Annotated in this window: 21 protein-coding genes and 2 pseudogenes; 9 read left to right on the forward strand and 14 right to left on the reverse strand. The window is 45.3% G+C overall.

What is annotated here, in order from left to right:
• Window positions 1-160 precede the first annotated feature (160 nt).
• The 3 genes from A6D97_RS10825 to A6D97_RS10835 form a co-directional block, all read right to left on the reverse strand.
• Window positions 161-2518, reverse strand: a complete 2358-nt coding sequence (locus A6D97_RS10825) for a zinc/cadmium/mercury/lead-transporting ATPase (protein WP_065584355.1) — start codon at window positions 2516-2518, stop codon at window positions 161-163.
• Window positions 2519-2671: 153 nt separating this feature from the next.
• Window positions 2672-4135, reverse strand: a complete 1464-nt coding sequence (locus A6D97_RS10830) for an MATE family efflux transporter (protein WP_065584356.1) — start codon at window positions 4133-4135, stop codon at window positions 2672-2674.
• 195 nt (window positions 4136-4330) lie between these two features.
• Complete coding sequence (locus A6D97_RS10835) at window positions 4331-4747, reverse strand: CBS domain-containing protein (RefSeq protein WP_017060213.1); 417 nt, start codon at window positions 4745-4747, stop codon at window positions 4331-4333.
• A gap of 302 nt (window positions 4748-5049) precedes the next feature.
• Here A6D97_RS10835 and A6D97_RS10840 point away from each other — a divergent pair, with 302 nt between their 5' ends.
• Window positions 5050-5283 carry a hypothetical protein gene (locus A6D97_RS10840; RefSeq protein ID WP_017060212.1) on the forward strand — a complete coding sequence of 78 codons (234 nt, stop codon included), beginning with the start codon at window positions 5050-5052 and terminating at the stop codon, window positions 5281-5283.
• A 167-nt stretch (window positions 5284-5450) separates the two neighbouring features.
• Window positions 5451-5747, forward strand: a complete 297-nt coding sequence (locus A6D97_RS10845) for a hypothetical protein (protein WP_029235295.1) — start codon at window positions 5451-5453, stop codon at window positions 5745-5747.
• Between the two features lie 97 nt (window positions 5748-5844).
• Here A6D97_RS10845 and A6D97_RS10850 read toward each other — a convergent pair whose 3' ends face one another.
• A complete protein-coding gene (locus A6D97_RS10850; protein ID WP_081324522.1) occupies window positions 5845-6831 on the reverse strand; it encodes a glycosyl transferase family protein in 987 nt (328 codons plus the stop codon).
• Between the two features lie 167 nt (window positions 6832-6998).
• Between A6D97_RS10850 and A6D97_RS10855 the strand changes: the two genes are divergently transcribed.
• The gene (locus A6D97_RS10855; protein WP_017066785.1) at window positions 6999-7607 is read left to right on the forward strand and encodes a TetR/AcrR family transcriptional regulator; all 609 of its coding nucleotides are present in this window, start codon (window positions 6999-7001) and stop codon (window positions 7605-7607) included.
• Between the two features lie 123 nt (window positions 7608-7730).
• Window positions 7731-8225, forward strand: coding sequence for a peptidylprolyl isomerase (locus A6D97_RS10860; RefSeq protein ID WP_017060208.1), 495 nt, complete (start codon window positions 7731-7733; stop codon window positions 8223-8225).
• Window positions 8226-8355: 130 nt separating this feature from the next.
• On the opposite strand, the pseudogene A6D97_RS22355 reads toward A6D97_RS10860, so the two are convergent.
• A pseudogene (locus A6D97_RS22355) lies at window positions 8356-8478 on the reverse strand (cytochrome c); the annotation flags it as partial.
• Between A6D97_RS22355 and A6D97_RS22030 the strand changes: the two are divergent.
• Window positions 8470-8595 (forward strand): annotated as a pseudogene (locus A6D97_RS22030) (MarR family transcriptional regulator); the annotation flags it as partial. The pseudogenes A6D97_RS22355 and A6D97_RS22030 sit on opposite strands and share 9 nt — an antisense overlap.
• A 100-nt stretch (window positions 8596-8695) precedes the next feature.
• Here A6D97_RS22030 and A6D97_RS10865 read toward each other — a convergent pair.
• The 4 genes from A6D97_RS10865 to A6D97_RS10880 form a co-directional block, all read right to left on the reverse strand.
• Window positions 8696-9562 (reverse strand): DMT family transporter, encoded by an 867-nt coding sequence (locus A6D97_RS10865; protein WP_017060207.1) that lies wholly within the window; start codon window positions 9560-9562, stop codon window positions 8696-8698.
• A 110-nt stretch (window positions 9563-9672) separates the two neighbouring features.
• Window positions 9673-10770: an alkene reductase gene (locus A6D97_RS10870; protein ID WP_017065285.1), complete on the reverse strand. Its 1098-nt coding sequence runs from the start codon at window positions 10768-10770 to the stop codon at window positions 9673-9675.
• Window positions 10771-10784: 14 nt separating this feature from the next.
• Complete coding sequence (gene gloA, locus A6D97_RS10875; RefSeq protein WP_017066787.1) at window positions 10785-11162, reverse strand: lactoylglutathione lyase; 378 nt, start codon at window positions 11160-11162, stop codon at window positions 10785-10787.
• Window positions 11163-11366: 204 nt separating this feature from the next.
• On the reverse strand, window positions 11367-12302 hold the full coding sequence (locus tag A6D97_RS10880; RefSeq protein ID WP_065584357.1) for a LysR family transcriptional regulator: 936 nt from the start codon (window positions 12300-12302) through the stop codon (window positions 11367-11369).
• Between the two features lie 690 nt (window positions 12303-12992).
• On the opposite strand from A6D97_RS10880, the gene A6D97_RS10885 reads away from it, so the two are divergent.
• The 4 genes from A6D97_RS10885 to A6D97_RS10900 all read left to right on the forward strand — a co-directional run bounded on the left by A6D97_RS10885 (window position 12993) and on the right by A6D97_RS10900 (window position 17535).
• Complete coding sequence (locus A6D97_RS10885; protein WP_017065282.1) at window positions 12993-13604, forward strand: hypothetical protein; 612 nt, start codon at window positions 12993-12995, stop codon at window positions 13602-13604.
• The gene (locus A6D97_RS10890; RefSeq protein ID WP_012604427.1) at window positions 13604-14593 is read left to right on the forward strand and encodes a biotin/lipoyl-binding protein; all 990 of its coding nucleotides are present in this window, start codon (window positions 13604-13606) and stop codon (window positions 14591-14593) included. The genes A6D97_RS10885 and A6D97_RS10890 overlap by 1 nt, the downstream gene beginning before the upstream one ends.
• 310 nt (window positions 14594-14903) lie before the next feature.
• Window positions 14904-16880 carry an alkyl sulfatase dimerization domain-containing protein gene (locus tag A6D97_RS10895; protein ID WP_065584358.1) on the forward strand — a complete coding sequence of 659 codons (1977 nt, stop codon included), beginning with the start codon at window positions 14904-14906 and terminating at the stop codon, window positions 16878-16880.
• Between the two features lie 166 nt (window positions 16881-17046).
• On the forward strand, window positions 17047-17535 hold the full coding sequence (locus tag A6D97_RS10900; protein WP_017065279.1) for a hypothetical protein: 489 nt from the start codon (window positions 17047-17049) through the stop codon (window positions 17533-17535).
• Window positions 17536-17677: 142 nt separating this feature from the next.
• Here A6D97_RS10900 and cyoE read toward each other — a convergent pair whose 3' ends face one another.
• The 5 genes from cyoE to cyoA are packed head-to-tail and all read right to left on the reverse strand — an operon-like array spanning window position 17678 to window position 22466.
• A complete protein-coding gene (cyoE, locus tag A6D97_RS10905; RefSeq protein WP_065584359.1) occupies window positions 17678-18550 on the reverse strand; it encodes a heme o synthase in 873 nt (290 codons plus the stop codon).
• An 8-nt stretch (window positions 18551-18558) separates the two neighbouring features.
• Window positions 18559-18870 (reverse strand): cytochrome o ubiquinol oxidase subunit IV, encoded by a 312-nt coding sequence (cyoD, locus tag A6D97_RS10910; protein ID WP_004736302.1) that lies wholly within the window; start codon window positions 18868-18870, stop codon window positions 18559-18561.
• Window positions 18870-19487 (reverse strand): cytochrome o ubiquinol oxidase subunit III, encoded by a 618-nt coding sequence (gene cyoC, locus A6D97_RS10915; RefSeq protein ID WP_010439790.1) that lies wholly within the window; start codon window positions 19485-19487, stop codon window positions 18870-18872. Before cyoC ends, cyoD begins: the two co-directional genes overlap by 1 nt.
• On the reverse strand, window positions 19477-21564 hold the full coding sequence (gene cyoB / locus A6D97_RS10920) for a cytochrome o ubiquinol oxidase subunit I (protein WP_065584360.1): 2088 nt from the start codon (window positions 21562-21564) through the stop codon (window positions 19477-19479). Before cyoB ends, cyoC begins: the two co-directional genes overlap by 11 nt.
• 5 nt (window positions 21565-21569) lie before the next feature.
• Window positions 21570-22466 carry a ubiquinol oxidase subunit II gene (cyoA, locus tag A6D97_RS10925; RefSeq protein WP_083190227.1) on the reverse strand — a complete coding sequence of 299 codons (897 nt, stop codon included), beginning with the start codon at window positions 22464-22466 and terminating at the stop codon, window positions 21570-21572.
• Between the last annotated feature and the right edge of the window lie 68 nt (window positions 22467-22534).

The following is a 22534-nucleotide window of genomic DNA, read 5'->3' on the forward strand; positions in this document are numbered from 1 at the left end:
ATCGCAACAATAATTCAAGTTTCACAAAAAACCGATTGGCATCACAAAAATAAGCAATCCGCACGCCTATGTTGCATACTAATGAGACAAAAAGCGCCTTTAACGTATTACCGCTAAAGGCGCTTTTATATTAAGAATGCTCTATGTCGGTGAGCTCGATTTAGTCCGCTTTAGATTTAAATCGAAGCAGACGCAATGCGTTCAATGTCACCAATGCAGTTGCACCACTATCCGCTAAAACTGCCACCCACAAACCGGTAATACCTAACAAGCTTGTCACCAAGAATACGACCTTCAAACCAAGCGCAAGGGCTACGTTTTGACGGATGTTGTTCATGGTCGCTTGCGACAGTTCAATCATCGCTGGCAGCTCAGTTAAACGGTTATGAGTCAGTGCTGAATCCGCCGTTTCCAAAGCGACATCCGTACCACCACCCATTGCGATGCCGACATTCGCCGTTTTCATTGCTGGTGCATCATTAATGCCATCACCGACCATCGCCACGTGCGACTGTTGAGATAACTCCTCAACGTAAGATACCTTGTCGCTTGGCAATAGGCTTGCCTTGTACTGCATACCAATCTTGCTACTGATCGCTGCTGCACTGCGCGGATTATCGCCGGTCAACATGATAGATTGAATACCTAATTCATTAAGTCGTTCAATCGCAAGCTTAGCGTCACTGCGTAACGTATCTTGCCAAGCAATCAGACCAATCACCGTCGTAGCTTGCTCTGTTGATTCTTCTTGATCTTTAACCTCAAGAGCAACCACAACCGTCTTGCCCTCACCTTCTAATGCTTCTACCTGAGAAACCACATCGGAACCAAGTTCGAACGTGACTTTAGACGGTGACAGAACCTGATACTTAACACCATCAACATCCCCTTCAACACCACTACCAATCAACGCTTTCTTGTTGTGTGATTCAGGAATCTCAATATTCAGGTCTTTTACTTTAGCGACAAGTGACTGCGCCAACGGGTGAGTAGAGCCAACTTCAATCGCCCCAACCACACGCAGCATCGCGTCTTGTTGCCACCCCGATAGAGGTTGAATATCCGTAACCTGAGGCTTACCTTCGGTCAGTGTGCCTGTCTTATCGAAGGCGATGGTTTGGATTTTACCAAGCTGCTCTAGCGCTGCGCCGCCTTTAATGAGCGCGCCACGTTTCGCTGCTGCTGCTAAGCCAGAGGTAATCGCTGCAGGAGTCGAGATAACCAAGGCACACGGACAAGCAATCAACAATAGCGCTAGGCCACGGTAAACCCATGTTTCCCATGGCTGCGCAAACAACAATGGTGGTGTGATGATGACCAACAGAGCCACTACCATCATTAACGGTGTGTACCAACGGCTGAACTTATCGAGGAATCGCTCTAGTGGTGCTTTACGAGACTCTGCTTCTTCAATCAGATGAAGAATGCGATCGATCGCGTTCTCACCCTGTTTTGAAGTGATGGTGATACGAACCACTTTATCGACCACCACAGCGCCAGCCATGATGCTATTGCCTTCGATGTGTTCAACAGGAACAGATTCACCGGTTAACGCACTTTCATCAAAGCTTGCCGCGTCTGTAATCAATTGGCCGTCAGCAGGTAAACGAGAGCCCGCGGCCACTTCAATCACATCACCTGGAACCAGTTCACTGACTGCGACTTCTACACGCTCGCCGTTGATGATCTTAGTCGCGTTTTCTGGTACCAATGCCATTAGCGCTTGAACGCCACTTCTTGCTCTTGATGAAGCAAACGCTTCTAAGCGCTCACCAATCAAGAACAACAATAGAACCATCGCTGCTTCCGCAGTTTCGCCAAGGTACAAAGCACCCAGCGCGGCAACACTCATTAAGGTTTCAATAGCAAACGGTGTACCTGAACGCGCCAGCTGAACCGCTTTCTTCGCCACCGGATATAAACCAAGCAGACAAGTTACCGTAAACAAGCCTTCACTTAATTGAGGTGAGGTGATTTTTACAAGCGCCGCAAACAGCATTGCCGCTGCAATCGCGATAATCTGTAAATTAGGTTGGATATAAGCTTGCCAAAAAGTCTCAGGTTGTTGTTTTTCTTTCTTTGAACCGACTTCCGTAAGAGGGAAACCCGTTTTGATAGAGACCTGTTCAATGGTGTCAGCAAGGCTTTCATTATCGAATTTCACAACCAGCTTTTCGGTAGCAAAGAGAACCTTCGCTTGAATAACACCGTCAATATTGCTGATCGCGTTTTCTATTTTTCTTGCACAAGCTGGGCAGTCCATTCCGGCAACCAGCCAACTTTTCGAAAATTTGGCATCGAGAGATAAAGTTGAGGACTGACTGTCTTCTTCTCCACTATCCGACGAACTACAACAATCATCTCCAGACGATGACGAAGCAGCAGAAGAGCTACAACAACCAGATGAAGTACCTGCTGCTGTGATGCTTGAAATTTTAGGGCTAGAGCAACTTGCTCCTGCCGCTTGAGGTTGAACGTCCACTTTTGCTGAGCGGCACGCTGCATGTTTTGCGCACATAATGTATCTCCTTAATACTCAAAAGCCTTGAGGTTGTTGCTAACTTACGAGCAACAGAACCTTAAGTTCATCAAAAGTATAAACCTTGGAGGCTACTCCAAGGTCAAGAAGAAGTTTTCAAGAAAACAAAAATATTATGCCAGCGCCGATGGCTTACTGAGATTTAAGCTCCGCACACTCTTCACGGTTAGCGGATACATCATCAATAAGAACCGCATCGTGTGAACAGAATGGCTGAGTGTTCAAGCTGACAATCGACACATCATCTTCCACTGGATCAACTTGAGATCCTTGCATCAGTTCAGCGATATGATGTCGAAGCACCAAGATACCTAAAATTCCGAACAAAACATTACCCAAAGCTTGACCATAGAGAACACCCAAAGCGCCATACCATTGCGAACCTAGATATACGAACGGCAGAGTACCTAACGTCGCTTTACCCAAATTCAATGCTGTCGAGTAAAGCGGTTTACCTAGGTTGTTGAAAGACGTGTTGGCAACAAATAGTGCACCGTTAAAGGTGAAGGTTAACGCCACATAGGTACAGAAAGCCGCCACAATTTTTGCTGCATCACCTTGTAAGCTAAAGCCTTGAATGACATAACCTTGAACGAAGTACAACAGAATACAAACAGCGATGGTGTATGCCGTAGTAACCAGCAATGAGTTATTGAGTGTTTCTTTTACTCGGTCCATGCGTTCAGCACCAAAGTTCTGACCAATGATTGGCCCCACAGCGCCAGACAAGGCAAAGATAACCGCAAAACAAACTGGCGTCAGACGACCTATCACGGCAAAGCCCGCGACAAAATCCTCACCATACTGTGCGATACCCGTTGTCACAATCGCATTACCGATAGGCGTTGCGGTATTGGTGATAATCGCAGGCAGCGCAATCGCCAATATTGGTCGAATATTAAGGCGCCATTGCACAAAAGAAGGGGGAGCCACCAGCTGATGGCTACGAATAAGAGGGTAAAGCGAGAAGAACAACACCGAGAAACGAGCGACAACCGAAGCGATAGCCGCCCCTTCGATGTTCCAACCAAAACCAAAAATAAACAGAGGATCGAGAATCGCGTTAACAATGCCGCCAGACAAAGTTGCCCACATCGAACGCTTAGCATCACCTGCCGCTCTTAAGCCCGCACCCGCTGCCATCGCTAACGCCAAAAATGGACCACTAGGTAGCAAAATCTGTAGGTAAGCTTGAGCGCGTTCGGCTGCAATGCCTTTGGCGCCTATCGCGGCTAGCAGCTCTGGAATATAAGCGAACATGATTGCAGTTATGGTTGAACTGATAACAAACGCAGTCAGCATGATACTGGTGCTTAGGTTTCGAGCGTGCTCTTGATTCTTGGAGCCGATGGCTTTGGACACTAATGCGCCCATGGCAATGGAAGTACCGATAGAAACGGAGGTAGAAAAGAAAGTCAGCGTACCTGCAAAGCCTACCGCAGCAGCCAATTCGACCTGTCCGAGCATACTGATAAACAGCATGTCGAGTAAGTCGACCACAAATAACGCCATCAAACCGACAGAGCCAGCCCCCGACATCACCAATATGTGGCGCATCGTTGAACCTTCAATAAACTTTGCCGTTTGATTTGACATGAAACCTCCAAAAGTTGGAATACCCAAGAGCTAAAGCCCAATCAGCTGTTCAACAGTTCAACAGTTCAACAGTTCAACAGGCTAGGGATCCACAAAGAGAGGATCGACCAAGAAAAGCGCTATACAGAAAAAAGGCGCTAGTGCGCCTTTTTTCAATTGAGAGTATTGAGAAAAATAATCGTTCTTAACACGCTACTATACCTGATGTTTGAAGCATTCTTCCAAGTTCTTGCCAATTGCTCTCAAAACATCAGTTCTGGTGATAATACCCACCAGTTTTCGATTATCGATCACAGGGTATGCTTTAGGTTTTCCAACCTGCATCATGTCCGCCAATTCAATAATGGATAAGTCAGGTGACACCGACAGCACTTCTTGGTACATACAGTCACCCACAAGGTGTGTGTCTTGGCAGAAGTAACTGACCTTCACAAGTTTCTCGAGTAAATCCTGCTCTGAAAGGAAGCCAATCACTTGTTCGTTATCATCGATTACGGGCCCACCCATATGGTGGCTACGCATCACTTTGTCTAACGCTAGACTTAACGGCATATCAGGAGTAAATGTCACAACCTGCTGCGTCATGTAATCTTTCACTTTAATAGAATGCATTGCGTTCTCCCTAAATACTTTGCGTCATATATTTTCTATCTTGTTAAGTTAATTGTTGTCTAAAATCTTGATTTTACTAAATGGATTTCAACAATTTTATTGATAGGCAAAACCTAACAAGACAAAAAAGTGAGACAAACAAAGGGTTGAGCACGTTTTCGAACGCCAGAAAAAAGAAAAAAAAGAGCCCTTACAAAGCCTTACTTTCCCTTGCTTAACCTTACTTAGCCGAGCTAGCCTGCGTAAATAAACCCTGTAATCTTCACCTCACTAATAATTAGAAATCCCGTTTTAGGAAGTTTATGCAACACGACAACAACATGTACGCGTATATTTACGCAGGTAACGACGGCACAGAAAACACACTCATCGCCACTATCGATAATCAAGAAAAACCGCTGATATCAAGCTGCGTTGATGAGATAAAACGCATGTCATGCTTAGCCATTGATTTAGCAGCAAAACACGACCTAAAAGTGAAGCTGGTGAAATATCAAAGAGAACAAGAGATCGACTTCGGCCTATTCGTTAAATAGTGAATCCGACACTGATTTGGTTAATCTCTAACTGGCAGCCATAGTAGCATTAGCAAGCGCAATAGCCGTGAATGGCTGCCGAATTCGACCTGACAAGCCTAACGGGTAAAGGCTATAATGATCAGACGGCGCCCTTGCCGATTTTCATTGTCCAAATACGGTTTACTATGTCTTCCCAAACCCCACCTAAAACGTATCTAACGAATTCCTTATCTAAGTTAAAAAGCTACTTTAGTGAGTTATTGGATTTCCAATCACGCATTTGGGTGGTTCATATCTTTGAAGACTCTATTACCGATCAGTCGTTTGTGATTAATGAAGATGGCTTTAAAGAACCGCTAGAGTGGATGAAAAAACGTGATTACCAAGCGAGAATGCTTGATCGTGTTGATAAGATGAAAATCTCACAGGTGATTGAGATTCAGTTCGAAGACAAAATGCATCGCTTGATGCGAGTGAAGTAGCTTTATTGTTTGGGCGTTCACGAAAAGCCCTTGCTAGAAATCAAGTATAAAAAGGCCAGCGCTCGCTGACCTTCTCTCATTGATTACAAACCACCATCTAACGCGCACAATACTCATGCCACAGGCGCACCGCTTTCTGGTATGCCTCAGTTTTATCGTGCGTTTCTGCAAAGAGAATGGCTGTCATGCTGTCGACAACGGTATTCGCCATTAGCGCCATATCTTCAGCCGATGTGCCAAGTACACATTGACTAGGAAGTGGCAGCTCTAGGTTCATCATCTCTTCCCAGTAGAACGATTCGACTTTGTCAGGAGAGCTCATCCATACCGTTTGGCTAACTTTAGGATTATATTCCGACTCACCGTTCATCCCTTTGAATGAAATCACCGAGTGGGATTTATTTCCGATAACATGCTCAACTTCCGCATGAAGTTGTGGAAAGCCAGGATGGAAACTGCCACGCAGACCTAAACGGCCACCACCAGGATTCAATGCTCGAACTACCGTGTTAATTGGTGTTCTCAAACCGTAGCGGTGTTTCCAACCAATCATGGTTTGTGCTTCGGGCGCAAAGTTAGCTAGCGGTAAATAAGCAATGCCGTCTTGTTCAAGAATCGACTTAGCATGTTCAGGGCTCTCAGCACTTTGCACACCGACATCTTGCAAATGGCTTTCAACGTGCGTCCTACCGCTCGGCTTATCCATATAGCCATGCATTAACACTTTATAGCCATTGTCAGCTAAGATTTTTGCCGCCAACAAGTTCCAAGGCTTGCCACTGGCGTTATCGTTACGCTTACCTGCATAACACGGCCAATCAATATCAGCGCCTAAATCTGGCACTCGAGATTGAAACGCTTTTACAAAGCCAGCGATCTCTTCATTGGTTTCATTCTGCACACGAATCAACATCAGTAGCATAGCCATTTGGTCGTCACCGACTTCTCCGCTTAAATACTCATCCATGATGCGGTAGGCTTGTTCGAACGATAAAGGCTTACGCCCTCTTTCTCCTCGTCCAACTGTACGAATACACTCTAAAATACTACTCATTGATTGTTTATTCTCTTCCGTTGATATCAATAAAATTCGAATACACTTTCGATTCTATGATACCCACCGTGCATTGCAAAGCGATTCAGTTGCTCTCGACCGAATTACCAATACGCGGATTGGTGTTCTAAAAGTAAACTTACTGGTGTAAAATTAGCGTATGTAATGCTAACCGCGACATATTGAGTAGTATCCCGATGACTGTAAAAAAAACGCTGAGCCAAAGAAAACGTGAATCGATCGTTGCCGCTGCTATCGCAGAGTTTACTGAGCATGGCTACAAGGCCACCAGCATGGATAAAATATCGAGTCGCGCAGAAGTATCAAAGCGTACCGTATACAATCACTTTGCCAGCAAAGAACTGCTTTTAGATGAGATTCTAGACAGCATTTGGAGCAAAACTCTGGCCGCAACGCATTTCCCATATCAAGCAGAACTGCCACTTGAAGAACAGCTTTCCTCGATAGCCAATCAAGAGCTTGAGTTACTTGAGTCTGAAGGCTTCATCGACCTGTCACGCGTTTTGTTCTCAGAGTATTTCCATAACGCAGAACTGGCGCATCAAGCGATGGAAAAATATTCCCAAGCAGAAAGTGGACTTACAACCTGGATTAAAGCCGCGTTGGCAGACGGTCGTTTAGTAGAACTAGACCCACAATTCGCCTCCACGCAGTTCATTGGTCTGCTTAAGTCTTTTGCGTTTTGGCCGCAAATCATTGGTCATGTGCCGTCACCGGATGCTGCACACAAGCAAGTGCTCATTACTTCAAGTGTCGAGATGTTCCTTAAACAATATCAGGCGTGATTTTGGTGGTTGACGAGAATTCAACCACAATAAAACCATCACTGGTATCCGCTGTTATTTTCCCTATACTGCAACCCACTTTCGTCATTACGACTCAGTAAAACTTCAACTTTAGGTAGCCCTATGATTACTTTCACCACCAACTTTGGCGATATCGAGATTGAACTGAACCTTGAAAAAGCGCCAGTAACGTCGAAAAACTTCCTTAAATACTGCCAAGACGGTTTCTACGAAGGCACGACATTTCACCGTGTTATTGAAGGTTTCATGATTCAAGGTGGTGGTCACACTATCGACATGACAGAAAAACCAACTCGCGCCCCAATCGTCAACGAAGCAAACCGTGGTTTGAAGAATGTGATTGGTTCTGTGGCAATGGCTCGGACTGATGCACCACATTCTGCAACGGCGCAGTTCTTCATCAACCTTGATGACAACGATTTCCTAGATCACACCTCAACAACCAATGCTGGCTGGGGTTACGCGGTATTCGGTAAGGTTTCAGCAGGTATGGATGTGGTAAACAAAATTGCGAAAGCACCAACAACCATTCGCTGGGGACACGAAGATGTGCCTTGCGAAGATATTGTGATTACAAAAGTCACTATTCGCGACTAATTCATTCACGTCCTTTCCCGCCCCTAGTGCATTCGAATTGATGGCATAAAGAAAAGAAGGCTGTGCGATAGGACTATGGTGGTAAGGGTTCGACTTTACCACCTGTATTCAAAGCTCGTTGTTAGAATAGTTACCAGCGAGAACGATAAGTACGGTGACACCCTTTGCACGTCTTATTCGCAGAATTTAACCCTTGCTCTGCACTCGACAAGTCTTGTTCAACACTCGCCTGATAAGGCTCAGAAAAGCACTTGAAGAACAACTCGTTCCTATCCCCGTTCGTTTAAACAAAGAGTTGATGAACGAGTTAGATGCTGAAGAGCAACAACAAATGCTCAAGCTACTTCAGAAAGTAGTCGCGGCAATCTGATCTTACCGCGTTCACTGCTTAGCAAGCTTAGTGCTTAGAAATTATTACACTCTGAACGTGTATTGAAAAACAACCCACACTCGGCCTTGCGCCGAGTGTTTTATTTTCGTCTCGACCATTTGATATAGCAAAATAGTGAAGCAATGATCACCGCCCCACCGAGCAGCTTCTGCATCTCTACACTTTCGCCAAGCACACTCACACTTAACAGCAGCGTCCACACAGGCTCAAGAATCATGATCAATGCCGCCACTTCCATGTTCACGGAGTGCTGACCGACCGTTTGTAGCAAGTAACGAATAGACGTTGCGATCACCGCAGAGACAATAAACCAGAAGACTAAAGTTTTGGTGATTTCGAACTCCGGCTGAGCTGTCATAGAAGCAAAGGCTAAACCACTCACACCCACCACAAACAGTTGCACACAGATTGATGCGATAGGCTTGATATTGGTAATCACACGCTTGTTCATCACAAAGTGAACAGACAACAACATCGATGCTAGTAAGAAATAAATCTGACTCTGCTCAACATGCCAGCCGTTACCCAAAGTCAGCAACAGCATGCCAATAATCGCGATCGGGAAAGACATCCAAAACGCGCGATTAGGCTTAACTCGAAACAAAATCCAAGACACAAACGGTGCAATGATCATGGCTAAGCTCATGATGAATGCCCCTTCCGACAAGCTTTCAGTCACCGAAACTGCAAACACCCATACCTGCAATGAGGCAGACAACAACAAACCCACGCCGCAAAGAGACAGAATCTGCTTAAACGAAAGCTTACGAATATGGTGAATACAAAATGGCAGAAGAATAAGACTCGCGACGAGGAATCGCACACCAATGAACACTGGCCCAGGCATTTCTAATACCACCAGCTTAGATGCAATCCATCCCACCCCAGCTAGCAGGGTGGCAAATAGAAGGTAAAGCTCTCCGCGCATCGCTTTCACGTTCATCATTTTACTTAGTCCAATAACAAAAAAAGCAACCCGACTCTGCAAGGTTGCTTTTTATAAACATTCAACAGGATCGAGATACTATCTCAATACTCTGCTTCAGGCAGCTGTTTTTAGCCTGCGTATTCTGGGTAATCCGTTAAACCCTTTTCAGCACCACCGAACAATGTGTTTGGATCGTGCGCTGCAAGTGGGTAACCATTTTGAATACGAGCTGGTAAATCTGGGTTCGCAACGAATGGACGACCAAAACCAACCATGTCAGTTACGCCTTCAGCAACGGCTTTTTCGCCACGCTCGCTATCGTATTTACCCGCATAAATAAGGACACCCTCGTAGGCTTCACGAACTGCTGCTTTAAATGCTTTTGGCGTTTCAGGTGCATCGTCCCAATCAACTTCTGCAATGTGTAGGTAAACAATTTTGTATAGGTTAAGTAGTGCTGCCGCCGCTGTGTAAGTCTCTACTGGTGTAGCGTCAACCGTACCATTCAACGATGTGAACGGAGCAAGGCGTACACCAACACGGTCAGCACCAATCGCTTCAACCATAGCTTCAACCACTTCGCCTAGGAAACGTAAACGGTTTTCAATTGAACCACCGTATTCGTCAGTGCGGTTGTTTGCTTCAGAATCGATGAATTGGTTGATTAAGTAACCATTCGCTGCGTGAAGTTCGATACCATCAAAGCCTGCTTCAACCGCATTCAAAGCCGCTTGGCGATACTGTTCAACCACCTCTTTGATGTCTTGTTTCGTCATTTCACGAGGTTCAACCACATCAACAAAGCCCGGTTCATCAGTACCGTTATCGATGAATACCTTTACGTTTTGTGCTTTAAGTGCAGAAGACGAGATTGGCTGTTCACCACCAATGTTGTCTGGGTGTGTTACACGGCCTACATGCCAAAGTTGAGCGAAGATAACGCCCTCTTTTTCATGTACGGCATCAGTCACTTTTTTCCAACCAGCGATCTGCTCATCAGAATAGATACCCGGAGTCCAAGCATAGCCTTGACCCATAGGTGAAATTTGTGTGCCTTCAGCAATAATCAAACCTGCAGAAGCACGCTGAGCGTAGTAAGCCGCCATCATATCGTTTGCTGAATTACCAGGTTGCGTTGCGCGAGAACGCGTCATCGGTGGCATAACAATACGGTTTTTAAGCTCGATATTACCAAGTTGAATTGGTTGAAATAGTGCGTTTGTCATTGTTATATCCTCGATTAACCTAGTTGAATCAGTTCGATTTGGTAGCCGTCTGGGTCAGTAATAAAAGCGATATGAGTTGAGCCGCCTTTCACTGGACCCGCTTCGCGAGTGACGTTGCCACCTAGCGATTTGATTTTGTCACATGCTGCGTAAATATCTTCTACACCCAATGCCAGATGACCAAACGCGCTGCCCATCTCGTACTCATTCGTATCCCAGTTGTACGTTAGCTCGATAGTCGTGCCGCCTTGCTCATAGCCAACAAAAACCAATGTGTAGCGGTACTCTTTGTTTTCGTGGCGTTCAAGTTCCTTCATTCCCAATACCTTGGTGTAGAACTCGATAGACTTGTCTAAATCAGTAACTCGGATCATTGTGTGTAGGAATTTCATATTTCGCCCTTTTTTAGCCCAGCAACCTGAGCCGATATAATCGTGAGTGGAGGTTACCCACTTCTTTGTTAGGGTTAATATACGAGCTGACAGCAAATAAATGAAATTATCATAAATTCTCATTGTGATAATTTTTTATTATAACTCACTTAATACAAGTGATTTGTTAAGAAGATATTTGGCAAACAAAAGATAGGGCGACGATCAGAAAGCGGAGCGCCAACTGTTTAGTGATTTAGACATGTCATTAGTCGTATTGATGATCTGCTCTCTCAACCACTTATGTGCCGGATCGGTGTTCTGTTTTTTCAACCAAATGAGGTAATGAGAGATAGGCTGATAATCGAAAGGCGGTTTGAACAACTGTAACCCAAGACGTTCCTGATACTGGTTCGCCATAGAAAGCGGCACAACAGTGATGTAATCAGTCTGGCTACACAGCATTAGGTTACTGGCCATAGAGCTGCCGTGAATTACAATTTTACGCGAGGATAAGTCTAACGAAGTGTAGTGAGTCAAACTTCTTACTTGGCGACGTGTTCTGGCTAAAACCGCATGTTGCTCACTGAGATATTGCGCCTCGGTGATCTCACCTTTGATCCTAGGGTGCCCATTTCGGCAAACAATCACAAACTCACTGTCGTAGAGCTTTTCGCTCATCATGCTTGAATGCTCAGGCAACACAATGTCGATCATCAAATCAAACTTCTGAGTTAATAGATCCTCATGGACTTGATCATCACTATCTGGTTGGTCATACACCTCAAGAGATAAGCCTTGGTTAGATAACTGAGAAAATCGATCGAGCAACATCCACTTTAAATGTTCGGGAACCGAAGCCACAAACCTGCGCTCTGTACTCGCTTCATCAAACCCAGCCATACCTTGAAACACGCCGTTGAGCTCGTGTATTGGCGCTTTGATTTGCTCATACAAGCTTTGCGAGTAAGCAGTAGGCACAACCCCTCGCCCACTGCGCACAAACAACTCTTGGCCAATTCCATTTTTCAGTCGGCCGAGCGCAGTGCTGATCGTCGATTGATTGGTATTCAAATGATCGGCAGCCTTACTCAAACTGCCCTGCTCCATCACCGCTGAAAACACAGCCAATAAGTTAAAATTCGGAATGTCATTACTCATGATTCAGTGCTCATTTGGCGATAGATTTAATTATCTTATCGTAAAAGCGATAGAATGAAACAACGGATGCTCATTGAGAAAACAAAACTGAGAAGGAAGCATCATATGGTAAAGAGCAAAAATGTCAGAACAACTCACCCTAGACTGGTCGGAGTATTCAATATTTCCGTCCTGCCTTATTGATACTTTTATAGCCACTTCTATGATCCAGGCTAATTAAATAGACATATTTTATAAGCCGAGTTTGAGCCTGTTCAAATAAACCCACCTCACGTTTAAGCAACCACTCAATTCATCGTAATTACGATAATTCAATATCGCAATAATGCGTAGATAGCACCAGTTACACTTCCTATTATTTCGCCAACAAATCAATTCTTAACCTAAACAGAAAACCTAAAAATGTGTAGATGATGGTGTTGCACACATCACGGAAGACGGCCTTAAAACCCAATGCAGCAAACGAACCTATCAATGGTAAACGTTACTTAAGAATGATTTCGCCAGGTGTTTTTAACACTCTATTCGCGAGAATGCGTTGTCTACGTGGTCAAAGCGATTTTTAATTGTCATCTAGTACTTTTGACTCAGTAGGTCTATACGGTTACGTGAGTTCAACACCTCTTTCAGATGTCTTCTAAAAGTCTTGTACCAAGGCTGCACTTTCTCTCTCCTTATTTAGGTTGAGATATGAACTTTATAAAAATCGTTTTCCAGAAAATCTGGGCCGTTGTGATGGTCTTGATTAAATTCTGCCTGTTTATGGCAGTGATGTTTGCGGGAGCATGGGCTCTTGCACCATTAGGCACAATCCATTCTAAAGACATCGACATGTCTCAATTCAACAATCATCCCAATGAAATGATGATGAACTTCTTCCAGATGGAGTCCTTCTCTGGTTACTTGTTCTCAGTGACCATTGCTGTGGTTTTAGCCGGTGTTTACGGCATGTGGCAGTTGCATGAACTGGGTGTGCATAAAGCAAAAGAGCACAAAAGCGCTCACGTTCAAATCGTGTTTGCACTGTCACTTTGCGGACTCTTCATCAGCAAAACATTCTGGGTTATCGCATTGGTTATCGCATTGGCGAACTGGAAACATATTGGTCAATCACTGAGTGATGTGATTCGCCGTGGTGTTCAGCCTAAACAAGACGCGACCAATACAGAGACAGCCGCAGTCCACGTATCACCTGAACAACCGGTAACAGAACCGTCTTCAGTAGAGCAATCTTCAAAAGAACAGGCTTCAGAAGAAAAGACTCCAACAACACCATCCGCTACAGAAAAAGAGGTCGCATAATGAAAGAGATGATGATTCCATACATCCTAATTGTATGGTCACTGTTTGCGACAGGCGCACTTAAGAAGAACTTCAAGAACTACACATGGGCTGCCATTGGTGGCGTAACGATTCTTGCGGTATTAGCGGTAATCTCTCGCTTGTGGGCACCCGTTGATCTAACCAACTCAACCACAGTGAAAGCACCACACGCGGTAATGTCACCGATCTTTGGCCAGCAGATCGACCAAGTGCTTGTTGAACACAACCAAATGGTTAAAGAAGGCGACGTAATTTACACACTCGTCGACATTGACTCAGCCGCAGACAAAGCAAAGATCGAATCTTCAATTGTTCAGAAAGAAGAAGAGATCAAGCAAATGAATCGCGACTTAGAGCGTGCTGAAACGTCACCTGAAATTTTCAATATGCGTGACGTAGAAAAGTACGACTCTGATCTTCGAGTGCTGCATGCTGAACTGGTGTCGTTAAAAGCCGATTTACAAAAAGTAAATTGGGCGCAAGAGAAAAAGACCATTAGAGCTGAGTTTGATGGTCAGGTATCGATAGTGAATATTGCTGAAGGTTCTGTCATGGGTAACATGCACCTCTACAACACCAGCAAAAAGTTTCTTGAGATGCGTATTTCAGACCAAACTTATGGCTATGTTCAAGTAGGAGACTTCGCTGAGTTCTTCGTTGATGCATACCCAGGCCACGTGTTCCGAGCAAAAGTACACAGCTTTAATGCCGGTACCGGTGAGTCGAGTATTTCTCCACTTCAGGGGCCACAAAGCGTCGGTCAACACGTGGTAAGAAACGGCAATGGTTTAGGTCGTACTATCGTACTTGAGATCATTGAACCAGAAGGTTACAACATCCCTATTGGTTCAACTGGCGCGGCTTGGATCTCAGCTGAGAAGCCACATCCGTTCTGGGGCTTCATCGATGTAATCGGTGCAGCAACGGTTCGCCTACAATCTTACAAGTCATACTTAGGTGCTTGGTAAACGATTAGCTCTTGATAAGCAATTAAATATTCAATGATTTGGCTGTTATTCACTCGTATCACAGCCACTCATGAACTAGCGACTAATTGTAAAACAAATGCCCTGAATTTCAGGGCATTTTTGTATCTGTTGCAAGCTCATTTACTAATTGATTTAGATCAAAATTAATCGCCAATACAATCGTTTATCAAACAAATCATCGAAAAAACGTTAGATTGAAATATTATTAGCGCGTAGATAGCGACCTCCCCCACCTCTATCATTTGGCTCAAGAAATCCAATTCCTGTATCCAAATATAAGGTCACTACCATGACTAATACATTCAAAAAAATGGCGCTTCCTGTTGCTATTGCGAGCACTCTACTTGCTTCTGGTTTTGCATCTGCAACGCCAACTGTAGAAGCGACATCGAAAGTCGGCCAAGAACTTCAGACGGCAAATACTGCGCAATACCAAAACATTGATCTTGATGCTCGCTACAAGAGCGAGGTTCTATTCGAACACAAATCAAACATGTTCTGGGGAAAAGGCGAACGTATTCAAGTTGTTTCTAAAACAGGCGATTCTCTAGCTTACACTGCTGAGTCTGACCATGTTCACCCAATCCTCACCAAGCATGGTCGTAAAATGGACCAAGCAATCATCAAAGTAGATGACAACGTATATCTTGGTTACGGTTTCGGTCTAGATACACCCGTCATGATTGAAGGTACGGACGGCATCATCATTGTTGATCCAGGCGAGTCGGTAGAAATGGCTCAATCGGTTAAAGAACAGTTCCGTCAAATCACCGACAAGCCGGTTAAAGCAATCATTTATTCTCACAACCACATCGACCACATCTCTGGTGTGCGTGCGTGGGTGACTGACGAAGAAGTGGCATCAGGTGAAGTAAAAATCATCGCTGAAGAAGGCCTAACCGCTGCAGTGGCTAACTGGTCTTCAAACCTAGGTACTCTATTTGGTCACCGTACTTCTTACACAGGTGCTAAGCACGTAGAAGAAGGCGAGCACGGCACAGTAAACGACGGCCTTGGTCCGCGCTTCATGCAAGGTGCTATCTCGTTCATCGAACCAAACCTGCTTGTACCAAGCCAAAGCCACATAGAAATCGAAATTTCTGGCGTGAAAATGCACATCGAGAACGTGCCATCTGAAACTAAAGATGAGTTAGTGGTTTACTTCCCAGACCAGAAAATCCTGCACGCGGCTGAAGTACTTCAAGGTGAGAACTTCCCTAACCTTCACACCATCCGTGGTACTAAATTCCGTGACCCATCAATGTGGTTCAAGGGCATCGACGTAATGCGTAAGTTCGACACTGAGATCATGATTAACTCTCACGGTCGTCCTGTTGAAGGCAAAGAAGCGGTAGCGGATGTACTAACGGCTTACCGTGATGCAATCCAATACACACACGACCAAACGATTCGTCACATGAACAAAGGTATGACGCCAGACGAGCTAGTTGAAGTGGTTAAACTTCCTAAGCACCTTGCAGAACACCCTTGGTTGGGTGAGCATTATGGTACTGTTGCACACGCTGTTCGCCAAATTTACGTAGGCTACAACGGTTTCTTCGAAGCCGATCCGTGGCAACTAGAGCCAATGGCTTATGAGCAGCGTGCTAAAGCTTTCGTAGAAATCATGGGCGGCCGTGATAACATCATCGACACAGCAAAAGCAGCGATGAAAGCAGAGAACTACACTTTTGCAGCGGAGATTCTTTCTTACCCTATCACGGTAAACAAGCAAGATATGGAAGCTCGTGAGATGAAAGCACAAGCTTACAAAGCATGGTCTGCCGATCAAGTGAACATCAACTGGCGTAACTGGGCGTTGAATGCTGCAGCTGAACTAGAAGGTAATCGTGACTTCTCTAACATGATCAGTTTTGCTTCTGTAGACGTTCTAACTGCCCTACCAAGTAAACAAATCTTCGATATGATGACATCGACGTTAATCGCAGAGAACACGCTAGATGTGAACACTGCGCTAACTTACAACTTCTCTGATACCAACGAGTCATTCACTATCGAAGTGCGTAACGGTATTGCTCAGCTTCATGAAACGGCACTAGAAGGCGCTGATGTTCAAATCAACACTTCTCGTCAAGTATTGAACCAAATCTTGATGGCTGGTCCAAACGCTCAACAAGTGATTGGTACCAACATGCAGTCTGGTGCGTTTAAGTTCTCGAATGGCGACATTCAAGCCTTTGGTCTATTCATGAGCTACTTCGATAAGCCTCTTTCCCCTGAAGAGCTGATGCTTATCGTTCGTTAACTGACACACGTTAGTTAAGGGCTCGCTAGGATAGCAAACGGATAAACATAGGGACCCTTCGCGGTCCCTTTATCTTTTGCTTATTATATAATTCAAACTCCTCCGCTCACATCAACTTTACTGATGGCGTGATGTGAAATATATACGTTCGACTCAAGGTTTCTAGATGCTAAAACGTTTCGCTCTGCTACTTTCACTCAGTTCATCTTTGGTTTTTGCTTGCGGCCTGCATCAAGATACTGGACTTAGCTTGATCACTGAACCGGGCTCTCTCGAAGTCTTTGGCAACATAATCAATGCAAGACAAGATGACGAATTTGGCAATTTAAATAAGCCTGATCATTTCCGCCTTTTTGCGATACAAGCAGCACTTGGCAAAGCACATCCAAACAAAATTGAGTTCAATCTATTTGAAGCAATCAAAGGCCACTACAGCGAAATCAGCTTTGCTAAAGGTGTCAAAGTTTCAGGAAGAGATACATTACCAACCGAGGAAGATTTACTTCTGATCACAGAGTTAGACGTGTTCGATGCGCTAGCAACAGGAACCATTTCTTGGGATCAAGCAAGCTTGCAACGTTTAATCGTCATCAACGGCCCCCAAGATAAACGTGAGCAATTAGAAGCTTGGTTCAATGATATTTTTGAAGGGTAATAGCTAAAATCTAAGTAATTCAAGGCTGAATAGTTAAAGGGGGGAGCAACAAAGAAAAATAAGACAGATGACAAAAACAAACAATAAAAAGTCGTCAAACCCTCGGACTTCAGAACATTGAGGGTTCAACGACAAACTTAAATCAAAAAAGCGTAGGCAACGGAATCAACTCCAGCCCCAGTACACCACTGATGCTCATTACCACCAGCAGAGAGACCTTGAAGACGGTCTTTGACCACTGGATGTAGTTGAGGCAATCGACTTTGCGGAATGTCACTTTGGTCCACATAAAACAGACTGCTGCCGACACCGCTAGATACTCATAACCTGCTTCCCCGAGTAGGAACAGCGCCAATGAGACTGCGCAAAACGCCACCACATAGGCTTTCATGTGTTGATGTGCTTTATCGACGCCCTCTTTCACCGGTAACACGGGAATGCCTGCATCTCGATAATCTTGTATGCGGAACATCGCGATCGCGTACGAGTGTGGCATTTGCCATAAGCAGAACATCACAAACAACAATATCGCTTCAAGGCTGATGTAATTCGTCACCGCCAAGTAACCCACCAATGGCGGAACTGCGCCCGAAATACTGCCAACTAAAGTGCCGTAAACCGATGTACGCTTGTACCACATGGTGTAGAAAAAGACGTAAAACACATAGCCAAGCAACACCATGACCGCAGAGATCGGATTAGCGAACTGAAACAGCAGCGCTGTGCCTGCTAGCAGTAAAACCAAGGCATAGACGAACGCTACATCTGTATTGATGTTTCCTTGAACCAATTCTCGATTTTGTGTGCGCTTCATCTTTTGGTCGATGTCTCGATCAAAGATGTTGTTCACAACACAACCTGATGCAATCACAAGTCCCACACCCGCTAATGTTGTCAGTAACAACATCGCACTGGCTGGTTCTGTTTTTGCGGCGAGGAAGAACCCCGCCGCAACAGAAATCAGGTTGCCGAAAATGATGCCCGGTTTGGTGATAGACAGATATCTTTTCAGCATACCCTAGCCTACAACTTCATGTTGACGTTCATGTTGTAGATGATCCATACCGAGCCAGCGATAAGAATCAATACAACAATGGCGGTAAACATCAGTGACACCAAGTTCCAACGCCCATCGGAAGATTTCGCTTCCATATGTAAGAAGTACTTAAAGTGCACAAAAATTTGCACCAACGCGCAGCCGAACAAGATCACGTACGTTTCTGTGCTTGGTAACACATGCGCCCACACGATGTAGAACGGAATAATGGTGAGAATCAGTGACGCAATAAAGCCTTTCACATAATCCGTTGCACCACTGTCTAGATGCTGTTCCATTACATCACCCCCATTAAGTACACGATGGTAAATACACAAATCCAAACGATATCAAGGAAGTGCCAGAACAAGCTCAAGCACTGGAAGCGCATCGACATGTTGTCGTTCAAGCCTTTGGTTGAAAGTTGGTGGTACGCCACCGCCATCCAAATCAGGCCAAACGTTACGTGCAAACCGTGTGTGCCAACCAAGGTAAAGAACGCAGAAAGGAATGCACTTTCTTGAGGGCCATAACCTTCTGCAATCAAATGATGGAACTCATACACTTCCATACAGATAAAGGCTAAGCCCAATACGAAAGTCACTTTGATCCAGCGCTTCAGTCCGGTCACGTCTTTGCGCTTCATCGCAATCATGCCAAAACCGAATGTGATACTACTGAACAGCAGCATCATGGTTTCGACAAACACGAACGGCAGTTCAAAGATGTCTTTACCTGTCGGCCCTGCAATTGATCCACTCTCAAGCACGGCATAAGTCGCGAAAAGCGTGGCAAACAGGACACAGTCACTCATCAAGTAAACCCAGAAGCCAAACAACTTGTTGCCCGCAGCTTCGTGGTGATGATCATGCGAATGTGCAAGATCATAAGTGTGTGACGGAGTATTAGCTTGCATACGTCGTCTCCAAGTCATCTTTATTGTCGTTATTATCACTATCAGCATCACCGTCAGCGCTGTTACCACGACCAGAATGATCGCCTTTCACTGACTGTTTTTTCGCTTCTGCAAGCTGCGCACGTCGAGCCGCTTCAATCGCTTTGATCTCTTCAACTTCCACGTAGTAGTCCACATCGTCGTTGTAGCTGTGTTGAATACACGTCACCACGATGCCCACTAAGCTTGCAGCCGCTAGCCACCAGATGTACCAGATCATTGCGAAGCCAAATGCCAACGCCCATGCAGACACATAAATGCCTGTCGGTGTGTTCTTCGGCATGTGAATACGTTCGTATTCTTCTTCCTGAGTTGGATCAAACTCGCCACTTTGCTTTTGATACCAGAACGAATCGATCTCATCGCCCTTAGGCAGTTTTGCAAAGTTATAGAACGGCGGTGGTGAAGACGTTGCCCATTCAAAGGTACGTCCGCCCCACGGGTCACCGGTTAGATCTCGGTTTTGGTCTCGGTCACGAACACTCACGTAAATCTGAACGAACTGACACACCACACCCATCGCAATCACGCCCGTACCTGCAGCCGCAACCGCCAGTAGTGGGAAGAACTCAGGGTTAATGTCTTGGCTCAAACGACGCGTCATGCCCATAAAACCAAGAGCGTAAAGCGGCAAGAACGCCATCAAGAAACCGATGATCCAGCAGTAGAATGCGCGTTTTCCCCAAAGCTCGTTCAGAGTGAATCCGGTCGCTTTCGGGAACCAGTAACCAATTGCAGCAAAACAGCCGAAGACCACGCCACCGATGATTACGTTGTGGAAGTGCGCAATCAGGAATACCGAGTTATGCAGAATGAAATCCGCACCCGGAACCGCCATCAATACGCCCGTCATACCACCAACGGTGAAGGTGATTAGGAAGCCCACTGTCCACATCATTGGCGTGGTGAAGCGGATACGACCTTTGTACATGGTGAATAACCAGTTGAAGATCTTAACCCCGGTTGGGATAGAGATAATCATGGTCGCGATGCCGAAGAAGGCATTCACATTGGCGCCAGAACCCATGGTGAAGAAGTGATGCAGCCAAACCACAAACGCTAAAATAGTAATAGCCACCGTCGCCCATACCAGCGAGGTATAACCAAACAATTTTTTGCGAGAGAAGGTTGCAGTCACTTCAGAGAACACACCGAAGATAGGCAAAATTAGGATGTACACCTCAGGGTGTCCCCATGCCCAAATCAAGTTCACATACATCATCACGTTGCCACCAAGGTCATTGGTGAAGAAGTGCGTGCCGATGTATCTATCCAAAGTCAGTAACGCGATAGTGACCGTTAGGATTGGGAAAGAGATGATGATCAGGATGTTGGCACACAGAGATGCCCAAGTGAACACTGGCATCTTCATCATTGGCATAGATGGAGTACGCATGCGCAAAATAGTCGCGAAGAAGTTCACACCCGTTAACGTGGTACCCACACCGGATATTTGCAGTGCCCATATCCAATAATCGACCCCGACTCCTGGGCTCGCCTCAATGCCAGACAGCGGCGGATACGCCAACCAACCCGTACGGCCAAACTCACCTAAGCCAAGCGACATGTTGGTTAGGATAATACCCACCACAAATAGCCAGAAGCTCAAGTTATTCAGATAAGGGAATGCAACATCACGAGCGCCAATTTGCAGCGGCACGATGATGTTCATCAGGCCGATAACCAGTGGCATCGCGACGAAGAAAATCATGATCACGCCGTGAGCCGTGAAGATCTGGTCATAGTGATGTGGCGGTAAATAGCCAGTCTCACCAGCTGCAGAAAGCAATTGCTGGCTACGCATCATGACCGCATCGGCAAAGCCACGAACTAACATCACCATCGCGACCGCAATGTACATGAAGCCTAGTTTTTTGTGGTCTACAGACGTAAACCATTCATTCCATAGGTATTGCCACTTACCGGCTTTTGTTACCGCATACACCACTAAACTACCCACTAAGGCGATCATGGTTAAGGTGATCAAAATAATGGGTTCGTGGTAGGGAATTGAGTCTAGAGTTAATCTTCCAAACATGACGATTATCCTTGGGTTTCCGGCAAACAGTTCATTGAACCAGGGTGCTGGGTCACGACATCAGTGAATAAAAATGGTGGGATACTAGAAAACAGAGTCACAGGTTCAGCCACACTTGGCGCGGCCAATGAACGGAACTGCTCCCAATCTTCAATACGATCAGGACTTGCTTTCACTTTCTCCACCCAGTTTAAAAACGCCACTTGATCAGGCAGAGCTGATGCGGTGAATTTCATCTGTGAGAACCCTTTTCCACTGTAGTTCGATGCAAAACCTTTGAAGTCACCTTCGTGGTTTGCAATCAAATTCAACTTGGTCACCATTCCCGGCATCGCGTAGATCTGCGAACCAAGACGCGGGATAAAGAATGCGTTCATGATGTTGTCTGAAGTCAGCTTAAACGTCACCGGAACATCTTTCGGGAACGCAACATAGTTAACCGTCGCAATGTTTTGCTCCGGATAGATGAACAGCCATTTCCAGTCCAGAGAGACCACTTCGATCACCATAGGCTTAACGTCACTCACCAGAGGCTTTGATGGCTCTAATTCGTGTGTTGTTCGCCAAGTGATGGTGGCTAGAATCGCGATGATGATGATTGGAATCGTCCATACCACTATTTCAATTTTGGTTGAGTGTGCCCAGTCAGGTGCATACTCTTCCGTGGTATTGCTCTCGCGGTATCGGTAAGCAAAGTAGATGGTCATCAGAATCACTGGGATGACGACAATCAACATCAGCAACAGAGCCGTGATAATCAGCTCTTTTTCCTGAACGCCAACGCTACCTTTTGGGTCGAGCAATGCGGAGTTACATCCTTCGAGCATCAGAACGGTTCCCAGCAAACCAATCTTCGACAAATTTGTCCTCGATAAAATGCGTTTATATCTTGAAGCTTCCATTAACTTTCTCGATGGTTATCCAGCCTCAGAACGAACGTCTGAGTACTGGTTGTCATGATCATTAGAAT

The sequence above is a fragment of the Vibrio sp. ZF57 genome (assembly GCF_001691235.1).
GTDB classification, from domain to species: domain Bacteria; phylum Pseudomonadota; class Gammaproteobacteria; order Enterobacterales; family Vibrionaceae; genus Vibrio; species Vibrio crassostreae_C.

What these genes read in the sequence shown, in the direction of transcription:
- cyoA (WP_083190227.1), bottom strand. Translation starts at nt 22,466, where the DNA reads ATGGAAGCTTCAAGATATAAACGCATTTTATCGAGGACAAATTTGTCG.
- A6D97_RS10845 (WP_029235295.1), top strand. Translation starts at nt 5,451, where the DNA reads ATGTCTTCCCAAACCCCACCTAAAACGTATCTAACGAATTCCTTATCT.
- cyoC (WP_010439790.1), bottom strand. Translation starts at nt 19,487, where the DNA reads ATGCAAGCTAATACTCCGTCACACACTTATGATCTTGCACATTCGCAT.
- gloA (WP_017066787.1), bottom strand. Translation starts at nt 11,162, where the DNA reads ATGAAATTCCTACACACAATGATCCGAGTTACTGATTTAGACAAGTCT.
- A6D97_RS10895 (WP_065584358.1), top strand. Translation starts at nt 14,904, where the DNA reads ATGACTAATACATTCAAAAAAATGGCGCTTCCTGTTGCTATTGCGAGC.
- A6D97_RS10880 (WP_065584357.1), bottom strand. Translation starts at nt 12,302, where the DNA reads ATGAGTAATGACATTCCGAATTTTAACTTATTGGCTGTGTTTTCAGCG.
- A6D97_RS10860 (WP_017060208.1), top strand. Translation starts at nt 7,731, where the DNA reads ATGATTACTTTCACCACCAACTTTGGCGATATCGAGATTGAACTGAAC.
- A6D97_RS10840 (WP_017060212.1), top strand. Translation starts at nt 5,050, where the DNA reads ATGCAACACGACAACAACATGTACGCGTATATTTACGCAGGTAACGAC.
- A6D97_RS10855 (WP_017066785.1), top strand. Translation starts at nt 6,999, where the DNA reads ATGACTGTAAAAAAAACGCTGAGCCAAAGAAAACGTGAATCGATCGTT.
- cyoE (WP_065584359.1), bottom strand. Translation starts at nt 18,550, where the DNA reads ATGCTGAAAAGATATCTGTCTATCACCAAACCGGGCATCATTTTCGGC.
- A6D97_RS10870 (WP_017065285.1), bottom strand. Translation starts at nt 10,770, where the DNA reads ATGACAAACGCACTATTTCAACCAATTCAACTTGGTAATATCGAGCTT.
- cyoB (WP_065584360.1), bottom strand. Translation starts at nt 21,564, where the DNA reads ATGTTTGGAAGATTAACTCTAGACTCAATTCCCTACCACGAACCCATT.
- cyoD (WP_004736302.1), bottom strand. Translation starts at nt 18,870, where the DNA reads ATGGAACAGCATCTAGACAGTGGTGCAACGGATTATGTGAAAGGCTTT.
- A6D97_RS10900 (WP_017065279.1), top strand. Translation starts at nt 17,047, where the DNA reads ATGCTAAAACGTTTCGCTCTGCTACTTTCACTCAGTTCATCTTTGGTT.
- A6D97_RS10835 (WP_017060213.1), bottom strand. Translation starts at nt 4,747, where the DNA reads ATGCATTCTATTAAAGTGAAAGATTACATGACGCAGCAGGTTGTGACA.
- A6D97_RS10830 (WP_065584356.1), bottom strand. Translation starts at nt 4,135, where the DNA reads ATGTCAAATCAAACGGCAAAGTTTATTGAAGGTTCAACGATGCGCCAC.
- A6D97_RS10885 (WP_017065282.1), top strand. Translation starts at nt 12,993, where the DNA reads ATGAACTTTATAAAAATCGTTTTCCAGAAAATCTGGGCCGTTGTGATG.
- A6D97_RS10865 (WP_017060207.1), bottom strand. Translation starts at nt 9,562, where the DNA reads ATGATGAACGTGAAAGCGATGCGCGGAGAGCTTTACCTTCTATTTGCC.
- A6D97_RS10890 (WP_012604427.1), top strand. Translation starts at nt 13,604, where the DNA reads ATGAAAGAGATGATGATTCCATACATCCTAATTGTATGGTCACTGTTT.
- A6D97_RS10825 (WP_065584355.1), bottom strand. Translation starts at nt 2,518, where the DNA reads ATGTGCGCAAAACATGCAGCGTGCCGCTCAGCAAAAGTGGACGTTCAA.